Source organism: Rhodoplanes elegans (assembly GCF_016653355.1).
GTDB lineage: Bacteria > Pseudomonadota > Alphaproteobacteria > Rhizobiales > Xanthobacteraceae > Rhodoplanes > Rhodoplanes elegans.
Genome location: NZ_NHSK01000054.1, coordinates 22979 through 42379, shown reverse-complemented (window position 1 = coordinate 42379; position 19401 = coordinate 22979). Strand labels below are relative to the sequence as shown.

Sequence of the window (19401 nt, the reverse complement as noted above, 5' to 3'; positions counted from 1 at the left end):
GGCGCGCAATGCGCGCCGGGGGTGGGGGGCTCTTCTCTGGCCGACGCGAACGCCAGCGCCGCGGCGAGGAGCCAGACGCAGCCGAACAGGATGTCGCGCCAGATGATGCCGAGGAACATGAAGCCGGGCGGCGCGAAGCCGAGCAGCACCGCGACGACGCCGAGCCATGGCGAGCGGCGCGCCAGCACCGCCCCGACGAACGCGAAGCCGCTCCAGTAGAGTGCCGCGGTGACGAGCAGCATGCCGGGCGGGCCGGGCACCAGGAGATCGATCTGCCGCCACGCCCACGCCATCACGGGCGACTGCCAGTCGCCGTAGACGCCGGCGCGCGCCGCCACCAGCACGTAGCGCGCGTCGTAGGTCATCACGCCGGGCCAGAACACGAGAAGCGTGAGGCCGAAGCCGGCGAGCGCGATCAGCGTGACGATGATCCGCGGCGCGGAACCCGCCGCGCGCGATGGCGAAAGTCCTGCAGCCGGCACCGCGAGCCGGAGGCCGGCGGCGCCGCGCCCCTCAGCGGACCGCATAGACGTCGCCGGAGTTCGCCGCGTGCGGCAGGCCGAGGATCCAGGCGCGCATCTCCTCGGCGCTCCGCCAGGTGCCGTGCTCGAAGCGATGGGACTCGCCGAGCGACGCCTCGAACTTCTCGTAACCGAGCGCGGCGCAACGGGCGAGCGCCGCGACCGCCACGTCGCGCTGTATCGTCGTGAACTCGAAGGAGAGCGCCGCGACCGTGTGAGACAGTCCGTGCAGCGCCTCGGCCTCGAAGCCTTCGACGTCGATCTTGATGAAGGCAGGGACGCCGTGGCGGGCGATCAGCGCGTCGAGCGTCGTCATCGGCACGGTGAGTCGCTCGGTCCAGCGCTCCTCCGCCCAGCCGGGCGCGCCGGCCGCCGCCGCGACGAACTGCTCCGACACGGTCGAGACCGTCGGGTTGTCGCGGTTGATCAGCAGCTCGGCCGTGCCCTCGCTGCGGCCGACCACGACGGGCGCGATCGTCACGGCGGGATCGCGACCGAACATCAGGCCGAGTACCTTCACGAGATGCGGCTGCGGCTCGACGGCCACCACCCGGGCGCCGAGCCGGCGGAACGCCGCGGTGCGGTCGCCGACATGGGCGCCGACGTCGAACACGAGGTCGCCCGGCGACACGTAGCCGGCATACAGCCGGTCGAGCCCGGCCCGGTGAGCGCGGCGGCCGTGATAGGTCCGCAGCGATCCGAGAAGGCCGGTCAGGGCGCGGAGGCGCTGGAGCATGACGGCAGTTCGGCGGGCGGGGACAGCACGGTGGGCGCGGGCGAGGTCGACGGCCGGACCGCGGACGGCAGCGCCGCCGCGGCCTGGACGACACGCAGGATCAGGGGCGGATCGCGCTCCTCCGGCAACCGGCACAGCCCCGCGCTCTGCATGAAGCGTCCGACTGCGGGCGAGGCGGTCAGCACCGCCAGCGGCACGGCGAGCGCCGGGCCGAGCGCCATCACGGCGGCGTAGGCCAGCGCAGCCGGCGCCGTCGCGCCGACCAGCATCAGCACGGCGAGCCCGAGGAACGTCTGCGGCCACAGCAGCCGCAGCGCGAGGCCGACCGGCACGGCGTGGTCGTCGCGGGCCTGGGCGCCCCAGCCGATGCCGCGCCCGAGCGCCAGCCGGACCAGGAACAGCGTATGGGCGAGCCACATGATCGGCACCAGGAGCTGCATGAACGTCATGGCGAGCAGCGCATTGGGCACCAACGCGGCGGCGCCGCCGAACGCTTCGGCGCCGCGCGGCCGCGTCACCATGGCGAGCACGGTCGCGATCTGCGGCGCGAACCACATCGGCAGCAGGATCCAGAACAGGGCGAGGCCGATCGCCGGATCGATCGCCGGGCGGCCGTCGGCCCCCAGCGCGGCGACGAGCGGGATCAGCACGGCGAGCCCCACCCAGGCCGGCGAGCCGAAGAACATCAGGATGGCGAAGACGAGCTGATAACGACTGATCGGCTTCAGGCCGGGCAGGCCGAGGAAGCGCCAGTACTGCATGTTGCCCTGGCACCAGCGCAGATCGCGCCGCACGAACTCCATCAGGGTCGGCGGGTTCTCCTCGAAGCCGAGCGTCTCCTCCGGCAGCACCCGCACCTCGAAGCCGGCGCGGCGCATCAGCACCGCCTCGATCTGGTCGTGGCTCAGCACGTGCCCGCCGAGCGGCCCGGTGCCGGGCAGCGCCGACAGCTCGCAGTGGGCGATGAATGGCTTCAACCGCAGCACCGCGTTGTGGCCCCAGTAGGGGCCGCAGTCGGCCTGCCACCAGGCGCTGCCATAGGTGTAGGAGCGCATCGACAGGCGCATGCTGTACTGGAACAGCCGCGCGAAGGCGCTGGTCGCCGGGCGTCCGATGACGAGGCCCTGGAGGATGCCGAGCTTCGGATCCGCCTCGACGATCCGCACCATGCGCAGCACGGCCTCGGCCGGCATGATGCTGTCGGCGTCGAGCGTCACGGCGAAGTCGTGCAGGTGCCCCCACGCATTGCAGAACTCGGCGATGTTGCCGGCCTTGAAGCCGGCATTGTCGGTGCGCCGACGATAGGTGAGCGCGATGCGTCCGACGAATTCGGCGGCGAGGGCGGCGAAGCCCGCCTCCTCGGCGGCCGCGATGGCGGGGTCGCTGGTGTCGCTCAGGACGTAGGCGTGGAACCGGTCGGCGTGCGGCGTCTCTGCGAGCCCGGCGAGAAGCGGCCGAAGGTTTCGCACGATCCGCTCCGGCGCCTCGTTGCGCACGCACACCAGGATGGCGGTCGAGCCGGCGATCGGGGCGGTCGGCGCCACCCGCGCCGCGACCGGCAGCACGGCGGCGACCGGATCGTCGGCGAGACGCAGGATCAGAAAGCCGATCACGGCGTTCCAGAAGCCGATGACGGTCCATGGCAGCGTGACGCCGAACAGCACGAGAAGGATCAGATCGAGACCCGACAGGCCGCCCGGCGCCAGCGCCGCGGCGGCGAGCGCCACGAGGCCCGCCATGGTGAGCAGCACGAGCCCGGCGAACAGCGCGCGCCGCGCGCCGGCCGGAACGGTCCGTTGCGGAACTGTCTGTCGATCCTCCGTCGGATCCGCCGCGGCCGCCTGCACCGACATCAAGTCCCCCTGCCCTGCCGCATCGTACGCGGGTATAGCGATGGGGCGGTTCCCGGGTCCAATAACGGATATGCGAGTGACACGCCCACCTCGGTCCTTCTCCGCTCCCATCGACGCCGCACCGGCCGATCCCCTGCAGGCCGACGCCTTGTGGACGGTCGCCCCCGGCCGCGCCGAGATCCGCCGCGAGACGCTGACCTCGCCCGCACCCGACGAGGTCCTGGTGCGGGCCCGGCACGGCGCCGTCAGCCGCGGCACCGAGCGCCTCGTGCTGCACGGCCGCGTGCCGGCCGCCGAGCACGATCGCATGCGGGCGCCGTTCATGTCCGGCGGCTTTCCGTTCCCGGTCAAATACGGCTATTCGACGGTGGGTTACGTCGAGGCGGGGCGGCCGGATCTGGTCGGGCGCACGGTGTTCGCGCTGTTTCCCCACCAGACCCGCTTCGTTGTGCCGGCCGAGGCCGTGGTGCCGGTGCCGGACGGCGTGCCGGCGCGGCGCGCCGTGCTGGCCGCCAACATGGAGACGGCCCTCAACGCGGTGTGGGATGCGGCGGCCGGCCCGGCCGACCGCATCGCCGTGGTCGGGGCCGGGGTGGTGGGGCTTCTGGTCGCATACCTCTGCGCCCGGCTGCCGGGCGCCGACGTGACGCTCGTCGACATCGCGCCGGAGCGCGCCGTCGCGGCGGCGGCGCTGGGGGTGCGCTTCGCGACCCCCGACGCGATGCCGCAGCGCTGCGACGGCGCCTGCGACCTGGTGATCCATGCGAGCGCCAGCGCGGCGGGTCTCGCGACGGCGCTGTCGCTCGCCGGGCTCGAGGCGACCGTGCTGGAGCTGAGCTGGTACGGCGAGGGCACGGTCGCCGCGCCGCTCGGCGGCGCCTTCCACAGCCGGCGGCTGACGCTGAGATCGTCCCAGGTCGGACAGGTGTCGCCGTCGCGCCGGCCGCGCTGGTCGTACCGGCGGCGGCTCGGGGCGGCGCTCGCTTTGCTCGCCGACGACCGCCTCGACGCCCTGCTCGCGCCGGCGGTGCCGTTCTTCGACCTGCCGGGGCAGCTGGAGCAGATGCTGGCACCGGAGGGCGGCAGCCTGTGTCCGCTGATCGATTATCCGGACGTCCCCGGTCATCCCGGGGCGGCGCTTCAGCGCCGAGCCCGGGATCCATGACCCCGGTCTTTCGTGAGCCGCTGACAACGGGCGTATGGGTTCCGGGCTCGCGCCCCTTCGGGTCGCGCCCCGGAACGACGGAGGCTCTCTCTTGCTCGGCTACATCTGCCCGGGTCCGCCGGGCGGGATCGGTGGCACGTAGTCGGGCTCCGAGCCGGGTTGGGTCGGGTCGGCGATGCCGGGATCGTTCACCGGATAGGGGCTGCGCGGGCCGGCCGGCCCCGGCACCGGCGGCTCGACCGGAGCCGGGGGTACCGGCTGCGGGTCGGGTCCGGGCGGAATTTTTGGTCCGGTCGGATCGGATGCCATGACGATGGCGTTTCCCGGCTCCGGCCGGCGCGGATCGATGTCCTGCATGCGTCCCTCGTTCGTCGCTCCGGACAAACCCGGCGCGTTCGAACGAGGTTCCGAACCGCGACGGCGATGCCGCCTGGGCGCGACGCCGCGTCGTGACGGTCACGCCGGCGCGTGGCAGACGACCTCGATGTTGTGGCCGTCGGGATCGAGCACGAAGGCGGCGTAGTAGCTCGGGTGATAATGCGGGCGCAGGCCCGGGCCGCCGTTGTCGCGGCCGCCGGCCGCGAGCGCGGCCGCATGGAACGCATCGACCGTCGCGCGGTCGGACGCCGACAGCGCGACATGAAGGACGCCGGTCAGGCCGCCCTCGCCGCCGATCCAGAAGTCCGGCTTGCCGTCGCGCCCGAAGCCCGCGGCGGCGTGGCCCATGTCCGTCTCGTCCGGGCCGAACTCCATGATCAGCGAATAGCCGAGCGGCGCCAGCGCGGCGGCGTAGAAGGCGCGCGAGGCCGCATAGTCCGCCACCGGGAAGCCGACATGATCGATCATGGTTTGTTCTCCATAAAAGCTCCGGGACGACCCACGGGCCGTCCCGGAAAAAACCGCGATGCAGAGGATCGGGTTCAGGTCTTCTGGCGCTCGACCATCAGCTTCTTCAGCTCGGCGATCGCCTTGGCCGGGTTGAGGCCCTTCGGGCACGCCTTCGAGCAGTTCATGATGGTGACGCAGCGGAACAGGCGGAACGGATCCTCGAGCTGGTCGAGCCGCTCGCCGGCCGCCTCGTCGCGACTGTCGATGACCCAGCGATAAGCGTGCAGGAGCGCGGCGGGACCGAGATAGCGGTCCGGGTTCCACCAGTATTCCGGGCACGAGGTCGAGCAGCAGGCGCAGAGAATGCACTCGTAGAGACCGTCGAGCATCTCGCGGTCGTGCTTGCTCTGGATCCACTCCTTCTCGGGCGCCGGCGTCGCGGTCTGCAGCCAGGGCTGCACCAGCGCGTGCTGGGCGAAGAAGTTGGTGAGGTCCGGGACCAGATCCTTGACCACCGGCTGGTGCGGCAGCGGCAGCACCTTCACGGCGCCCTTGATCTCGCCCATGTCCTTGGTGCAGGCGAGCGTGTTCACGCCGTCGATGTTCATGGCGCAGGAGCCGCAGATGCCCTCGCGGCACGAGCGCCGGAACGTCAGCGTCGGGTCGACCTTGTTCTTGATCCACAACAGCGCGTCGAGGACCATCGGCCCGCAGTCGTCGAGATCGACCGTGAAGGTGTCGACGCGCGGGTTCTTCCCGTCGTCCGGATTCCAGCGATAGACGCGGAACTCGCGCGTGTTGGTGGCGCCGTCCGGCTTCGGCCACACCTTGCCGTCGCCGACCCGCGAGTTCTTTGGCAGGGTGAATTCGACCATGTCAGTAAACCCTCGCCTTCGGCTCGATGTACGACACCTCGTTGGTCATCGTGTAGGTGTGCACCGGCCGGTAGTCGATCGTCACCTTGCGGCTCTCGGGATCGAGCCACGCCAGCGTGTGCTTCATCCACTCCTTGTCGTCGCGCTCCGGGAAGTCCTCGCGGGCGTGCGCGCCGCGGCTTTCCTTGCGGTTGACGGCGGAGTTCATGGTCACGACCGCCTGGGCGATGAGGTTGTCGAACTCGAGCGTCTCCATGAGGTCGGTGTTCCAGATCAGCGAGCGGTCCGACACCTTCACGTCGGCCGCGCCGGCCAGAACCTCGTCGATCAGCTTGACGCCCTCGGCCAGCACCTCGCCGGTGCGGAACACGGCGCAGTTCGACTGCATCACCCGCTGCATGCGGGAGCGCAGCTCGGCCGTCGGGGTCGCGCCGTTGGCGTTGCGGAAGCGGTCGAGCCGGGCGAGCGCCTTGTCGGTCTCGGCCGCCGAGAGGCTCGGCTGGCTGGCGCCGGGCTCCAGCACCTCGGCGCAGCGCAGCGCCGCGGCGCGGCCGAACACCACGAGGTCGATCAGCGAGTTGGAGCCGAGCCGGTTGGCCCCGTGCACCGACACGCAGGCGGCCTCGCCGAGCGCCATCAGGCCCGGGACGATGTAGTCGGGGTTGCCGTCCTTCCGGATCACCGCCTCGCCGTGATAGTTCGTGGCGATGCCGCCCATGTTGTAGTGGACGGTCGGGATGACCGGGATCGGCTCCTTGGTCACGTCGACGCCGGCGAAGATCTTGGCGCTCTCCGAGATGCCGGGGAGACGCTCGTGCAGGATCTTCGGGTCCAGGTGGTCGAGGTGCAGGAAGATGTGGTCCTTGTTCCGGCCGACGCCGCGACCCTCGCGGATCTCGATCGTCATGGCGCGCGAGACGACGTCGCGCGAGGCCAGATCCTTGGCCGACGGCGCGTAGCGCTCCATGAAGCGCTCGCCCTCGGAGTTGACGAGGTAGCCGCCCTCGCCGCGCGAGCCCTCGGTGATCAGGCAGCCCGAGCCGTAGATGCCGGTCGGGTGGAACTGGACGAACTCCATGTCCTGCAGCGGCAGGCCGGCGCGCAGCACCATGGCGTTGCCGTCGCCGGTCTGGGTGTGGGCCCCCGTGCAGGACAGGTAGGCGCGGCCGTAGCCGCCGGTCGCCAGGATGGTCATCTGGGCGCGGAAGCGGTGCAGCGTCCCGTCGTCCATGTTGAGCGCGATGACGCCGCGGCAGGCACCCTCGTCGTCCATGATCAGGTCGAGGACGAAGTACTCGACCAGGAACTCGGCCGAGTGCTTCAGCGCGGCGCCGTACAGCGTGTGCAGCATCGCGTGGCCGGTGCGGTCGGCCGCCGCGCAGGTGCGCTGGGCGATGCCCTGGCCGTAGTTGGTCGTCATGCCGCCGAACGGCCGCTGGTAGATCTTGCCTTCCTCGGTGCGGGAGAAGGGCACGCCCCAGTGCTCGAGCTCGTAGACGGCGGCCGGCGCGTTCCGGCACATGTACTCGATGGTGTCCTGGTCGCCGAGCCAGTCCGACCCCTTGACGGTGTCGTACATGTGCCAGCGCCAGTCGTCCGGGCCCATGTTGCCCAGCGCCGCCGAGATGCCGCCCTGCGCCGCGACCGTGTGCGAGCGGGTCGGGAACACCTTGGTCAGGCAGGCGGTGCGCAGCCCCGCCTCGCTGCAGCCGACGACGGCCCGCAGGCCCGCGCCGCCGGCGCCCACCACCACCACGTCGTAGGTGTGGTCTTCCAGCGGATAGGCCCGGCCGTTCACCGCCGGCGCGCCGCCGTTTCCGGAACCGTTGACGGCCATCGATCAGACTCCGAAGGAAAGCTTGAGGATCGCGTAGGTGCAGGCCAGCCAGAGCACGATGGTGAGGAACGTGTTGGCGATCAGCAGGCCCGTCTTCATCGCCTTGCCGTAGACGTAGTCCTCGATCACCGACTGCAGGCCGAGGCGCATGTGCAGCGTGACCGCGTAGACCCACAGCAGCATGGTGATGGCGACGAGGGGCGACCCGAGAATCTGGACGACGGCGGCGTGGTTGCGGCCGATCAGCGAGATCACGATGACGATCGCGGCGAGCGTCAGCGGCAGCAGCGCGATCGAGGTGAGCCGCATCTCCCACCAGTGCTCGGTGCCGGACTTGGCCGAGCCGAGGCCGCGCACCTTGCCGATCGGGGTGCGGATGCTGGTCGACTTCATCGCAGGCCTCCCATCACGAAGCCGCCGATGATCCAGGCGAGCAGGGTGAGCGAGATCGAGCCGATCAGGGTCATGCGGGCGAGCCACTCGCGCTCGTTGGGCGCGAAGCCGCGGCCGGTGTCCCAGATCAGATGGCGGACGCCGCCCAGCGAGTGGTGGATCAGGCCCCACGAGAAGCCGAGCAGCACCAGCCGGCCGATCCAGGTGCTCATGAACCACTGGATCCAGGCATAGGCGTTCGGCCCCGAGGCGGCGGCCAGCAGCCACCACACGACGAGGAGGAAGCCGACATACAAAACGATCCCGGTGACCCGGTGGAAGCCGGACATCAGGAACGTGAAGGTCAGACGATAGATTTGGAGGTGCGGCGAAAGCGGCCGCTCGACCCGCGCCGGGCGTTCAGCCATGGAATTGCTCCAATGAAGGCTTGTCCCTTGAAGCAGAAGCGCGTCTGTTGTGCAATGCCCAATCGACGGCCTGCGGTGGATGCCGGGGTCCTTGTGATTGCATGCCGGGGGCGAGACCGAACAGCCCGGCGGGCGACGGTCGACTGTGCCGCACGGCGGCACGATTTCAATGCGGGGAAACCCGCGTGCGCGGTGCGGAAAACACGCGTCGCGGACGCCGCGCGCGCGCGCCGTTTCGGCCGGCGGAGGCGCGGCCGCTCAGCGCGGAATCAGCGCCCAGTAATCGAGGTCCAGGATGACGCCCGGCTCGTAGTCGTGGCCGGCCCGCAGCGGGTGGTCCTCGCAGGTGCGGTCCTTGGTCGCGACGAGGCGCAGCCGCAGCGCCCCGACGTCGCTGCGGCCGGGCAGATCCGCTTTGCCGAGCACCTCCGACCAGGCGAACACGGTGTCGCCGGCGAACAGCGGCGCGACATGGGCGCCGCTGTTGATCGCCGCGACGTGGAAGACGTTGGCGAGGCCGTTGTAGGACAGTCCACGGGCGAGCGAGATGACGTGCCCGCCGTAGATCAGCCGGCGGCCGATCCGGGTGCGCACCTGGGCGAAGTGGTTGAAGTGCACCTTGGCCGTATTCTGGTAGAGGCGCGTCGACAACTGGTGCTCGGCGTCCTCGACCGTCATCCCGTCGACGTGGTCGATCTTCTCGCCGACCGCGTAGCCGTCGAACCGGTGGGGCGCGCCGGAGAGGCCGAAATCCCATCCCGCGGCATGGATCGACGGGCAGGCGGCGCCGAGGCTCGCCGGGTCGACCGTGGTCGCCAGCTCCGGCACCAGCTCGGTGTGGGGCTTGGCCGCCTCGTCGCGCTTGTTGACCATGACCCAGCGCACGTATTCGAGGACCTTGGTGCCGTCCTGGCGCCAGCCGGTCGAGCGGACATAGACGACGCCGGTGCGCCGGCTCGAGTTCTCCTTGAGGCCTATCACCTCGGAGGTCGCCGTCAGCGTGTCGCCCGGATAGACGGTGGCGAGGAAGCGCCCCTCGGCGTAGCCGAGATTGGCGACGGCGTTGAGCGAGATGTCCGGAACGGTCTTGCCGAACACGACGTGGAAGACGAGGAGGTCGTCGATCGGCGATCGCGGGTAGCCGATCGCCTGGGCGAAGGCGTCGGAGCTCTGCACCGCGAAGCGCGGGCCGTAGAGCGCCGTGTAGAGCGCCACGTCGCCGGTCGTGACGGTCCGCGGCACCGCATGCCGAATCACGTCACCGATGCGAAAGTCTTCGAAGTAACGTCCCGCGCTGGTCTTGGCCATCGGACGAGGCACTGGGGGTCGGTGGCGTTATGGGGATTGTCGCGTTGGGATTGCCCGAGTCGTAGCCCTCGGGCCGGACTTTGGCAATTGGCAGAAAGGCGGGAGGACCACCCCGGGTCCGCCCTCGGCCGGTCGAAGGTGCGCCCCGCGGGTCTCCCCGCCGCGACGCTCCGTCGTCCCGGCGTCGCTCTACCCCACGACGGCCGAGGCGTCGCTCGCCTCGGTCGACGACGAGCGGTCGGTGCGCGGCGCGAAGGGCTGCAGCAGCGCCCGCTTGATGGTGGCGATGCGGGTCGGCGAGGTGATGCGGGCGCCCATCAGGTCGGTGACGTAGAACACGTCGACGGCGCGCTCGCCGAAGGTCGCGACATGCGCCGAGGTGATGTTGAGGTTGAGCTTCGAGAGCGTCGAGGTGAGCTCGTAGAGCAGGCCCGGCCGGTCGAGGCCCGACACCTCGACCACGGTGTAGCGGTGCGACCACTGATTGTTGACCGACACCTCGGGCTCCACCCGGAAGGCGCGGATGCGGGCGCGGCCCGGCTGGCGCTTGGCCAGCATGTCCGGCACCTTCATGTCGCCGCGCAGCGCCTTCTCGATCGCCTCGGTGATGCGGGCGGCGCGGCGCGCCTCGTCGTCGTCGCGCTCGAACTCGCGTGACACCGAGATGGTGTCGAGCGCGAGCCCGTCGGTGGTCGTGTAGATCTGTGCGTCGACGATGTTGGCGCCGGCCGAGGCGCAGGCGCCGGCGATGACCGACAGCAGCCATGGATGGTCGGGCGCCAGCACGGTCAGCACCGTGACGCCGCGACTCTGGTCGAAGGCGAAGCGGGTGGCGAGCGGCAGCCCGGTCGCTTCGGTCTCCTGCACGAACCGCGCGTGGCCGACCTGCGAGGCAAGGTCGACCTTGAGCCAATAGGCCGGGTAGTGCCGGCCGATATACTTGTCGATCTGCTCGGGCGGCCAGTCGGTGACCGACGCGATCTCCTTGCGGAACGCGGTCTGCGACGCGGCGACGCGCTGCGCCCGGTTGACCTCGGAGAAGCCGCCGGTGAGCGCCGGCTCGGCCTCGTAATAGAGGGCCCGCAGGAGCTGCGACTTCCAGCTGTTCCACACGCCCGGGCCGACCGCCTTGATGTCGGCCGTGGTCAGCATGGTGAGCAGCTTCATGCGCTCGAGCGACTGCACGATCTGCACAAAGTTCTCGATGGTGCGGCGGTCGGAGAGGTCGCGCGACTGCGCGATGGTCGACATCACGAGGTGATACTCGACCAGCCACGCCACCGTCTCGGTGTCGGCCGCCGACAGGCCGAAGCGCGGGCAAAGATGGCGGGCGATCTTGGCGCCGGCGATGGAGTGGTCCTCGGGCCGCCCCTTGGCGATGTCGTGCAGGAACAGCGCCACGTAGAGCAGATCGCGGTGCTCCGGCTGGATGCTGCGGATCAGCTCGTTGGAGAGGCCGTACTCCTCGCTCTGCCCGGTCTCGATCTCGGCCAGCACGCCGATGCAGCGCAACAGATGCTCGTCCACGGTGAAGTGGTGATACATGTTGAACTGCATCATCGAGACGACGCGGCCGAACTCGGGGATGAAGCGGCCGAGCACGCCGGCCTCATTCATCCGCCGCAGCACGATCTCGGTGTCGTTGCGCCCGGTGAGGATCTCGAGAAAGAGTCGGTTCGCTTCCGGGTCGGCGCGCAGCTGCTTGTCGATCAGCTTGAGCGAGCGCGTCGCCGTGCGCATCGCGTCCGGATGGAAGGCGAGCGCGTGCTTCTGGGCGAGATGGAAGATGCGGATCAGGTTCTTCGGGTCGCGCGAGAAGACGTCCGGATCGGCGATGTTGATGCGGTTGTTGTCGACGATGAAGTCGTCGCTCTCGCGCAGCGTCCGCTGCGGCCGCGGCCGCAGGCGGTTGACGAAGCGGTTGAGCATCGGCACGTCCTTCTGGTGCCGGCTCTCCAGGCCCGCGCACAGGATCGCGGTGAGGTCACCGACATCCTTGGCGATCAGGAAGTAGTGCTTCATGAAGCGCTCGACGTCCTGCATGCCCGGGTGCTCGGTGTAGCCGAGCCGGACCGCGAGATCGCGCTGGATGTCGAAGGACAGCCGCTCCTCGGCGCGGCCGGTGACGAAATGCATGTGGCAGCGCACCGACCAGAGGAAGTCCTCGCAGCGCTGGAACAGCTTGAACTCCTGGCGGTCGAACACGCCGCGCTCGACCAGCTCCTCCGGGGTGCGCACCCGGTAGACGTACTTGGCGATCCAGAACAGCGTGTGGAGGTCGCGCAGGCCGCCCTTGCCGTCCTTCACGTTCGGCTCGACCAGGTAGCGCGACTGGCCGACGCGCTTGAGCCGGTCCTCGCGCTCGGCGAGCTTGGCGGCGACGAATTCCGGGCCGGTGTTCTGCACCACCTGCTTGTCGAAGCGGGTGACCAGCTCGTCGAACAGGCTCTGCTCGCCGAACAGGAAGCGCGACTCGAGGATCGCGGTGCGGATCGTCATGTCGGCCTTGGCCTGGCGGACGCTCTCGTCGATCGAGCGCGTCGCGTGGCCGACCTTCAGGCCCATGTCCCACAGGCAGTACAGGATCGCCTCGGCGATCGACTCGCCCCAGGCGGTCTGCTTGTAGGGCAGGAGGAAGAGGAGATCGATGTCCGAGCCCGGCGCCATCAGGCCGCGGCCGTAGCCGCCCGTGGCGACCACGGCCATGTGCTCGGCCTCGGAGGGATTCTGGGTCGCGTACAGGTGCGTCGTGGCGAAGTCGTAGAGGATCGCGATGACCGCGTCCTGCATTTGGCACAGCCGCTCGGCGCAATGGCGGCCGTGCTTGTCGGCGAGCAGCATCTGCTCGGCCTTGGCGCGCCCCTCGGTGACCACGGCCTTGAGGCGCTGCGCGACGGCGATGCGCAGCTCGCGTTCGCGTCCCTGATGCTCGGCGGCGAGCCGGTCGAGGTCGGCCGCGACGGCCTCGACGTCGAACAGCTCGCATTCGGGGCGGAGCGGCCGGGTCTTCATGTCGGTCATGCCCCTGGATAGCGAACCCGGCGCATCGTGTCACGGCCACGCGTCACGGCCGCCGCCGCAGGATGCCGGAACGCCGCGAAGAACGCTGTTCTGCCCCCGCCCGGGCTTCGGAGAAGACCATGCTCCGAACCGCTAAATACAAGTAATCTCTGTATTATTGACCATTCGCCCGGGTTGCGTCAGGGTTTTCCCGCATCCCGTCGGCCGGATTTCGGCGGCGGCAGCTTCGAGAATCGCACGCCAATCCTGTCCCTGATCCGGGCCGCCGCGCGGGCGCCCGGCCACCCCGACGCGCGGAGGTCTCTCATGTCGTCACTGTCGCGCCGTGCCGCGGCCGGTCTCCTGGCCGGTGCCCTCGTCCTGCCCTTCGCCGTCGCGCCCGCCGACGCGGCCGACGCGCCGAAGGAGATCCGGATCGACTGGGCGACCTACAATCCGGTGTCGCTCGTGCTCAAGGACAAGGGGCTCTTGGAGAAGGAGCTCGCCAAGGACGGCATCGCGGTGCGCTGGGTGCAGTCGCTCGGCTCCAACAAGGCGCTGGAGTTCCTCAACGCCGGATCGATCGACTTCGGCTCGACCGCGGGCTCCGCCGCCCTGGTGGCGAAGATCAACGGCAACCCGATCAAGTCGATCTACGTCTATTCGCGCCCGGAATGGACCGCGCTCGTCACCCGCAAGGACTCGGCCGTCAAGTCGGTCGCCGACCTCAAGGGCAAGCGCGTCGCCGTGACGCGCGGCACCGATCCGCACATCTTCCTGGTCCGCGCCCTGCTCGACGCCGGGCTGACCGAGCGCGACATCAAGCCGGTGCTGCTGCAGCACCCGGACGGCAAGACCGCGCTGATCCGCGGCGACGTCGACGCCTGGGCCGGCCTCGACCCGATGATGGCACAGGCCGAAGTGGAGGACGGCGCGGTGCTGTTCCACCGCAAGCCGGAGGCCAACACCTGGGGTATCCTCAATGTCCGCGAGGCCTTCCTGAAGGATCATCCCGCGCTGGTGGCGCGCGTGCTCGCCGTCTACGAGGAGGCGCGCAAGCAGGCGCTGGCCGATCCCGAGGGGCTGAAGAAGACCTTCGTCGCGGTGACCAAGCTGCCCGAGGCCGTGGTCGAGAAGCAGCTGAAGGAGCGCACCGAGCTGACCCACAGCCGCATCGGCGCGCCGCAGCGCGAGTCGATCCTCGCCGCCGGGCTCGCGCTCCAGCAGGCCGGCGTGATCGCGCCTTCGGTGGACGTGAAGGCGACCGTCGATGCCCTGATCGAGGACCGCCTCGCCGCGGCCGGCAATTGATCCGGGCTCGCGCGTTGCTCCCCATGCCGCCGTCGCGATGAGTGCCGAGATCGACAGCGTGCGGATCGCCGCGCCGGCCCAGGCCGGCGTCTCCGGCCGTCCGCGCCGCGAGACCAAGCGCCGGCGCTGGCGCGGCGTCGCGCTCGGCCTCGTCGTACCCATCGTCGCCGCGGTCGGCTGGGAGCTCGCGGTGCGGGCCGGGCTGTCGGACGGCCGCCTGGTGCCGCCGCCCTCGCGCATCGCCCAGACCTTCGCGGATCTGGCCGTCACCGGGGAGCTCGCCCGCCACACCGCCGCGACCGTCGCCCGGGTCACCGCCGGCTTCGGGCTCGGCGCGGTCGCCGGCACCGTGATGGGCGCGATCGCCGGCTACTCGGCGCTCGCGCGCTCGCTCCTCGACCCGACCCTCCAGGCGCTGCGCGCCATCCCGTCGATCGCCTGGGTGCCGCTGTTCATCCTGTGGCTCGGCATCTTCGAGGCGTCCAAGGTGGCGCTGATCGCGGTCGGCGTGTTCTTCCCGGTCTATCTCGGCGTGATGGGGGCGATCGTCGCGGTCGACCGCAAGGTCGTCGAGGTCGGCCGCATCTTTCGCCTGAGCGGCCCCGCGATGGTGCGGCGGATCCTGCTGCCCGCCGTGCTGCCGAGCTTCGTCGTGTCGCTGCGGGCCGGGCTCGGGCTCGGCTGGATGTTCGTCGTCGCGGCCGAGTTCATGGGGGCCGGCGAGGGGCTCGGCTATCTGCTGGTCGACGGCCAGCAGCTCGGCAAGCCGGCCCAGATCGTCGCCGCCATCGTCGCCTTCGCGATCCTCGGCAAGACCACCGACTGGATCCTGGTCGTCGCGACGGCGCCGTTCCTGCGCTGGCAGGACGTGGTGGCGGCGGAGGAGCCACGGTGATGCCCGGGACGTCGCCGGCTTCGTTCCCGGCCACGTGATCGAGGTGATAATGCGTGTTGACGACGGCGCGGATCGGCTTGCCGAGCTGATCGGCGAGCGTGGCTCGGAAGGTGCGGGCGAGGCTCTCGTTCTGCTGGGTGTCGACGACGAGAAGCGAGTCGCCGGTGTCGACCGCGCCGGCGTTGGATTCGCCGTCGGCACCGCGCCACACATAGGCGCCGGCGCCGACCGGCTGGAGCTGGGAGTCTGGCGTAGATGACTGCATGGGGGATTTCACGTCCGGGATCATCAACCCCGAGCCGTCCGGCGCGCGCGGCCCGGATGGTCGGCGGCGCCGCGAGTGTATGACCGGCCGGGGCGATTTGTCCAAGTCGGTTTACATCGCAAGTGATCGATCCTCGGGTCGGTGCCGCGGACCGCGGACCGCGGCCCACCGCGCGCCGGAGAACCTGCACGAATTTTGCATGCAATTGGCGGCGCTGCTAAGCAGGGCCGTGGGGCCGCCCGGTCCCCAGATCCTCGAGGCCGCAAATCCTCGAGGCTCAAGTCCTCGAGGCCGTGTCCCAAGGCCCTGTCGCAAGGCTGTTCATGACCAGCTCCGTCTCGTCCGTGTCCTCCGCCGCGGTCTCGTCCGCCGAGGACCTCGCCCGGCTCGACGCCGTCTCGCTCGCCGCCGCGATCCGCACCAAGGCCGTGTCGCCGCGCGAGGTGGTCGAGGCCGTGATCGACCGCATCGAGCGCCGCGACGGGCCGATCAACTCCGTCTGCACCATCGCGCGTGAGCAGGCCCGTCAGGCGGCGCTCGCCGCCGAGGCGGCCGTGATGCACGGGGAACCGCTCGGGCCGCTGCACGGCGTGCCGGTCGGCATCAAGGACGTGACCCAGACGGCCGGCATCCGCACGACCTTCGGCTCCAAGCTCTACGAGACCAACATCCCGGCCGCCGACGCCGAGGTGGTTCGCCGGCTGAAGGCGGCCGGCGCCATCGTGGTCGCCAAGACCAACACGCCGGAGTTCGCGGCCGGCGCCAACACGTTCAACGAGGTGTTCGGCGTCACCCGCAATCCCTGGGATGTCCGCCTCTCCGCCGGCGGCTCCACGGGCGGCGGCGCCGCGGCGCTGGCAGCCGGCCTGTTCCCGCTCGCCGAGGGCACCGACTTCGGCGGCTCGCTGCGGGTGCCGGCGTCGTTCTGCGGCGTCGTCGGCCTGCGCCCGACGCCCGGCCTCACGCCGCTGCGGCCCTCCGCGCTGCCGTGGGATTCGCTGCGCGTCTCCGGCCCGATGGCGCGCACCGCGCAGGACGTCGCGCTCGCCATGGAGGCGATCGCCGGTCCCTGCGCCGGCTCTCCCATCTCGCTGCCCGTGACCATGGACGGCCTGCTGGACAAGGTGCGGGCCTTCTCGGCGAAGGGTCTCCGGGTCGGCTATGTCGACGACGTCTCCGGCGTCGGCATCGACAGCGGCATCGCGGCCCTGTGTCGCCGCGCCGCGCGCGTGCTGGAGGAGGCGGGCGCCGTCGTCGAGGAGACGGTGCTGGATCTCGCCGATGGCCGCGAGGCGTTCCCCGTCCTGCGCGGTGCCGCCGTGCTGCTCACACATCGCTCGCGCATGGATCAGATCGACCGGATGGGCAAGAACCTCGCCGGCAACATCGCCTACGGCAAGTCGCTGAGCCTCGCCCAGGTGGTGGAGGCGGAGGCCGCGCGCGCCCGGCTGTGGGAGCGCACCTGCGCGTTCTTCTCACGTTACGACGTGCTGCTGACGCCGTGCGTTCCGGTGCCGCCGTTCCCGGTCGAGCAGAACCATCCGACCCACATCGCCGGCCAGCCGATGAAGAGCTACATCGACTGGATCGCGCCCACCTATGTGCTCACGCTGGTCGGCGTGCCGACCGCCTCGGTGCCGGCCGGCCTCGACGTCAACGGCCTGCCGGTCGGCCTGCAGGTCGCCGCGCCGCGGCTCGGCGAGGCGACCGTGCTGGGCGTCGCCCGCGTGATGCAGGAGCTCGTCCCGACCAAAACCATCGCGCCCGGATTTGCCGCATGACCGACGCTGCCTCGTTCTCGGATCCTCATAACGCGTTCTGTCACGACGTCGACGTGCGTCTCGACGGCAAGCCGCGCGGCCCGCTGAGCGGGCTCACGTTCGGCGCCAAGGACCTGTTCCACGTGAAGGGCCACCGCACCGGGGGCGGCAACTTCGACTGGCGCGACAGCCATCCGCCCGCCGAGGAGACCGCCTGGGCGATCGAGACGCTGGTCGCCGCCGGCGCCACCATGATCGGCAAGACCATCACGGACGAGATCTCGCGCGGCATCTTCGGCGAGAGCGCGTTCTACGGCACGCCGACCAACGCGCGCGCCCCGGGCCGGATCCCGGGCGGCTCGTCGAGCGGCTCGGCCGCCGCGGTCGCCGGCGGCACCGTGCCGTTCGCCATCGGCACCGACACGGCCGGCTCGGTGCGGGTGCCGTCGTCCTTCTGCGGCCTCTACGGCATCCGCACGACGCACGGCCGCGTGCCGGTCGCCGGCATGCTGCCGCAGGCGCCGAGTTTTGATACCGTCGGCTGGATGGCCGACGACGCGGACATTTTCGCCCGCGTCAGTGCGGTGCTGCTGGAGTCGTCGATCGAGGCCGCGCGGCCGAAGCGCATCTTCCTCGCCGAGGACGCGCTCGCCGTCGCCGAGCCGGCGACCGCCGCCGCGGTCGAGGCGGCGCTGACCAAGGCGTTCGGCGGCGAGACGGCGATCGAGCGGGTGACGCTGTCGCCGACCGGGCTCGCCGCCTGGTCGTCGCACCAGGCGGCGCTGCAGGGTCGCGAGGCCTGGACCACGTTCGGCGACTGGATCGACGGCACCAATCCGCGCTTCTCCTTCGAGGTCGCCGACAATTTTCTGCGCGGCATCAAGGCGAGCCCCGACGAGCTCGCGGCGGCGCGCGAGACCCGGGAGCAGGTGCGCGAGCGCGTCCACGCGCTGCTGGCCGACGGCAGCCTGATCGCGCTGCCGACGACGCCGTTCCCGGCGCCGCTCGCCGGCCAGAAGCGCTCGACCATGTGGGGGCTGCGCACCGGCATCATCGCGCTCACCGCGGTCTCCGGCATGGCCGGCACGCCGCAGGTGACGATGCCGTTCGCGAGCGTCGACGGCCTGCCGGTCGGCCTCTCGCTGATCGGTGCGCCGGGCGCCGACGAGCGCCTGGTCGGCGCCGCCCTCGATGCGGGGCGACGGGGCGCCAGAGTCTGATAACGTCGCGGATCGGCGGAGGCGAGAATGGAGCTCCGTCAGATCCGCTACGCCCTGAGCGTCGCCCGCGAGCGCAGTTTTACCCGCGCTGCGGAACGGCTGAACGTGTCGCAGTCGGCCGTCAGCGAGCAGGTGCGGATGCTGGAGGAGAGCATCGGCTTCTCGCTGTTCCGCCGCACGCCGCGCGGCATCGAGGTGACGGAGGCGGGCCGCACCTTCTTCTACGAGGCGGAGCGCGTCGTCGGCGACTTCGACAGCCTCGGCGACATCGCCCGCCGGCTCAAGCGCGCGCCGTCCGAGACCTTCACGCTCGCCATGGGCTCCGGCATGGCGCAGATCGTGATCCCCAAGCTGTTCCACGCGGTGCCGGACAGCCTGCGCACGGTGCGCCTCGACATCCTCACGGCTCCCACCAAGACCATCTTCGCGCTGCTCGCCGAGGAGAAGATCGACGCCGGCCTCGCGATCGAATCCGATCCCGAGCACGTGCCGGCCGGCATCGTGTTCGAGCCGCTCGCGGAGGCCGAGCTGACCCTGATCGCGCATCCGGCACACCCGCTCGCCCGCGGCACCGGCGCGGTCGATCTCGGCCGCCTGGTGCTGGAGCCGATCGTGATGAGCGAGCTGTCGGTCGGCTACGGCCGCGTCGTCCACGCGATGTTCGCCGATCTCGGCATCCGGCCCAACATCCTCGCGGTCGCCGACAACATCGAGACCATCAAGGTGATCGTGCAGTCGGGGCGGGGGCTCGCCATCGTGCCGCGCGCCTGCGTGGAGAACGAGGTCGCGCTCGGCGTGCTGCGGGCGCTGCCGATCACGCCGCAACGCAACATCCGCATGAACCTCTACCGCCGCCGCCAGGCCCTGTCGCGCCGCAAGGAGAGCCACTTCGCCGTGGTACGCGCCGCGCTGGTGGAGTGACGCGGGCGGCGAAATGCGTCGATCCGCCTCATCCTGAGGAGCCCGCGCAGCGGGCGTCTCGAAGGATGGCGGCCACATGGTTCGAGACGCGCTCCTGCGGAGCGCT

At 70.6% G+C, this 19401-nt stretch carries 17 protein-coding genes and 1 pseudogene; 6 read left to right on the top strand and 12 right to left on the bottom strand.

What is annotated here, in order from left to right:
• From CCR97_RS04965 to mdoH, 3 genes are all read right to left on the bottom strand, one after another.
• A partial coding sequence (locus CCR97_RS04965; RefSeq protein WP_201159343.1) for a hypothetical protein occupies positions 1 to 527 on the bottom strand: 527 nt, incomplete at its 3' end.
• Positions 514 to 1257 carry an FkbM family methyltransferase gene (locus CCR97_RS04960; protein WP_111360015.1) on the bottom strand — a complete coding sequence of 248 codons (744 nt, stop codon included), beginning with the start codon at positions 1255 to 1257 and terminating at the stop codon, positions 514 to 516. The genes CCR97_RS04960 and CCR97_RS04965, both read right to left, overlap by 14 nt.
• The gene (gene mdoH, locus CCR97_RS04955; protein WP_170146063.1) at positions 1233 to 3110 is read right to left on the bottom strand and encodes a glucans biosynthesis glucosyltransferase MdoH; all 1878 of its coding nucleotides are present in this window, start codon (positions 3108 to 3110) and stop codon (positions 1233 to 1235) included. Before mdoH ends, CCR97_RS04960 begins: the two co-directional genes overlap by 25 nt.
• 70 nt (positions 3111 to 3180) lie before the next feature.
• Between mdoH and CCR97_RS04950 the strand changes: the two genes are divergently transcribed.
• On the top strand, positions 3181 to 4275 hold the full coding sequence (locus CCR97_RS04950; RefSeq protein ID WP_420826058.1) for a zinc-dependent alcohol dehydrogenase: 1095 nt from the start codon (positions 3181 to 3183) through the stop codon (positions 4273 to 4275).
• Positions 4276 to 4374: 99 nt separating this feature from the next.
• Here CCR97_RS04950 and CCR97_RS04945 read toward each other — a convergent pair whose 3' ends face one another.
• From CCR97_RS04945 to CCR97_RS04910, 8 genes are all read right to left on the bottom strand, one after another.
• Complete coding sequence (locus CCR97_RS04945) at positions 4375 to 4584, bottom strand: hypothetical protein (protein ID WP_111356840.1); 210 nt, start codon at positions 4582 to 4584, stop codon at positions 4375 to 4377.
• Positions 4585 to 4731: 147 nt separating this feature from the next.
• Positions 4732 to 5121 carry a VOC family protein gene (locus tag CCR97_RS04940; RefSeq protein ID WP_111356837.1) on the bottom strand — a complete coding sequence of 130 codons (390 nt, stop codon included), beginning with the start codon at positions 5119 to 5121 and terminating at the stop codon, positions 4732 to 4734.
• Positions 5122 to 5195: 74 nt separating this feature from the next.
• The gene (locus CCR97_RS04935) at positions 5196 to 5978 is read right to left on the bottom strand and encodes a succinate dehydrogenase iron-sulfur subunit (protein ID WP_111356836.1); all 783 of its coding nucleotides are present in this window, start codon (positions 5976 to 5978) and stop codon (positions 5196 to 5198) included.
• 1 nt (position 5979) lies between these two features.
• Positions 5980 to 7815 (bottom strand): succinate dehydrogenase flavoprotein subunit, encoded by a 1836-nt coding sequence (gene sdhA / locus CCR97_RS04930; protein ID WP_111356835.1) that lies wholly within the window; start codon positions 7813 to 7815, stop codon positions 5980 to 5982.
• Between the two features lie 3 nt (positions 7816 to 7818).
• On the bottom strand, positions 7819 to 8208 hold the full coding sequence (sdhD, locus tag CCR97_RS04925; protein WP_111356834.1) for a succinate dehydrogenase, hydrophobic membrane anchor protein: 390 nt from the start codon (positions 8206 to 8208) through the stop codon (positions 7819 to 7821).
• Complete coding sequence (sdhC, locus tag CCR97_RS04920) at positions 8205 to 8615, bottom strand: succinate dehydrogenase, cytochrome b556 subunit (RefSeq protein WP_111356833.1); 411 nt, start codon at positions 8613 to 8615, stop codon at positions 8205 to 8207. The genes sdhD and sdhC overlap by 4 nt, the downstream gene beginning before the upstream one ends.
• Positions 8616 to 8873: 258 nt before the next feature.
• Entirely contained in the window at positions 8874 to 9923 is a 1050-nt protein-coding gene (locus CCR97_RS04915; RefSeq protein WP_111356832.1) for a MaoC family dehydratase, read from the bottom strand.
• 189 nt (positions 9924 to 10112) lie between these two features.
• On the bottom strand, positions 10113 to 12944 hold the full coding sequence (locus CCR97_RS04910; protein ID WP_111356831.1) for a [protein-PII] uridylyltransferase: 2832 nt from the start codon (positions 12942 to 12944) through the stop codon (positions 10113 to 10115).
• Between the two features lie 306 nt (positions 12945 to 13250).
• Here CCR97_RS04910 and CCR97_RS04905 point away from each other — a divergent pair, with 306 nt between their 5' ends.
• Complete coding sequence (locus CCR97_RS04905; RefSeq protein WP_111356830.1) at positions 13251 to 14234, top strand: aliphatic sulfonate ABC transporter substrate-binding protein; 984 nt, start codon at positions 13251 to 13253, stop codon at positions 14232 to 14234.
• Between the two features lie 37 nt (positions 14235 to 14271).
• Positions 14272 to 15129 (top strand): ABC transporter permease, encoded by an 858-nt coding sequence (locus CCR97_RS04900; RefSeq protein WP_111356829.1) that lies wholly within the window; start codon positions 14272 to 14274, stop codon positions 15127 to 15129.
• Positions 15130 to 15208: 79 nt separating this feature from the next.
• Here CCR97_RS04900 and CCR97_RS32500 read toward each other — a convergent pair.
• Positions 15209 to 15394 (bottom strand): annotated as a pseudogene (locus CCR97_RS32500) (hypothetical protein); the annotation flags it as partial.
• A gap of 323 nt (positions 15395 to 15717) precedes the next feature.
• On the opposite strand from CCR97_RS32500, the gene CCR97_RS04890 reads away from it, so the two are divergent.
• From CCR97_RS04890 to CCR97_RS04880, 3 genes are read left to right on the top strand one after another with little or no spacing between them, the layout of a single operon-like run.
• A complete protein-coding gene (locus CCR97_RS04890) occupies positions 15718 to 17175 on the top strand; it encodes an amidase (RefSeq protein ID WP_111356440.1) in 1458 nt (485 codons plus the stop codon).
• On the top strand, positions 17172 to 18374 hold the full coding sequence (locus tag CCR97_RS04885) for an amidase (protein ID WP_111356439.1): 1203 nt from the start codon (positions 17172 to 17174) through the stop codon (positions 18372 to 18374). Before CCR97_RS04890 ends, CCR97_RS04885 begins: the two co-directional genes overlap by 4 nt.
• A gap of 27 nt (positions 18375 to 18401) precedes the next feature.
• The gene (locus CCR97_RS04880) at positions 18402 to 19295 is read left to right on the top strand and encodes a LysR family transcriptional regulator (protein WP_111356438.1); all 894 of its coding nucleotides are present in this window, start codon (positions 18402 to 18404) and stop codon (positions 19293 to 19295) included.
• Positions 19296 to 19401: the final 106 nt, after the last annotated feature.

Bases quoted from the DNA above. Each gene is read 5' to 3' on its own strand.
- CCR97_RS04915 (WP_111356832.1), bottom strand. From the start codon at position 9,923: ATGGCCAAGACCAGCGCGGGACGTTACTTCGAAGACTTTCGCATCGGT.
- sdhA (WP_111356835.1), bottom strand. From the start codon at position 7,815: ATGGCCGTCAACGGTTCCGGAAACGGCGGCGCGCCGGCGGTGAACGGC.
- CCR97_RS04935 (WP_111356836.1), bottom strand. From the start codon at position 5,978: ATGGTCGAATTCACCCTGCCAAAGAACTCGCGGGTCGGCGACGGCAAG.
- CCR97_RS04880 (WP_111356438.1), top strand. From the start codon at position 18,402: ATGGAGCTCCGTCAGATCCGCTACGCCCTGAGCGTCGCCCGCGAGCGC.
- CCR97_RS04885 (WP_111356439.1), top strand. From the start codon at position 17,172: ATGACCGACGCTGCCTCGTTCTCGGATCCTCATAACGCGTTCTGTCAC.
- CCR97_RS04945 (WP_111356840.1), bottom strand. From the start codon at position 4,584: ATGGCATCCGATCCGACCGGACCAAAAATTCCGCCCGGACCCGACCCG.
- CCR97_RS04900 (WP_111356829.1), top strand. From the start codon at position 14,272: ATGAGTGCCGAGATCGACAGCGTGCGGATCGCCGCGCCGGCCCAGGCC.
- CCR97_RS04890 (WP_111356440.1), top strand. From the start codon at position 15,718: ATGACCAGCTCCGTCTCGTCCGTGTCCTCCGCCGCGGTCTCGTCCGCC.
- CCR97_RS04905 (WP_111356830.1), top strand. From the start codon at position 13,251: ATGTCGTCACTGTCGCGCCGTGCCGCGGCCGGTCTCCTGGCCGGTGCC.
- sdhD (WP_111356834.1), bottom strand. From the start codon at position 8,208: ATGAAGTCGACCAGCATCCGCACCCCGATCGGCAAGGTGCGCGGCCTC.
- mdoH (WP_170146063.1), bottom strand. From the start codon at position 3,110: ATGTCGGTGCAGGCGGCCGCGGCGGATCCGACGGAGGATCGACAGACA.
- CCR97_RS04950 (WP_420826058.1), top strand. From the start codon at position 3,181: ATGCGAGTGACACGCCCACCTCGGTCCTTCTCCGCTCCCATCGACGCC.
- CCR97_RS04910 (WP_111356831.1), bottom strand. From the start codon at position 12,944: ATGACCGACATGAAGACCCGGCCGCTCCGCCCCGAATGCGAGCTGTTC.
- CCR97_RS04960 (WP_111360015.1), bottom strand. From the start codon at position 1,257: ATGCTCCAGCGCCTCCGCGCCCTGACCGGCCTTCTCGGATCGCTGCGG.
- CCR97_RS04940 (WP_111356837.1), bottom strand. From the start codon at position 5,121: ATGATCGATCATGTCGGCTTCCCGGTGGCGGACTATGCGGCCTCGCGC.
- sdhC (WP_111356833.1), bottom strand. From the start codon at position 8,615: ATGGCTGAACGCCCGGCGCGGGTCGAGCGGCCGCTTTCGCCGCACCTC.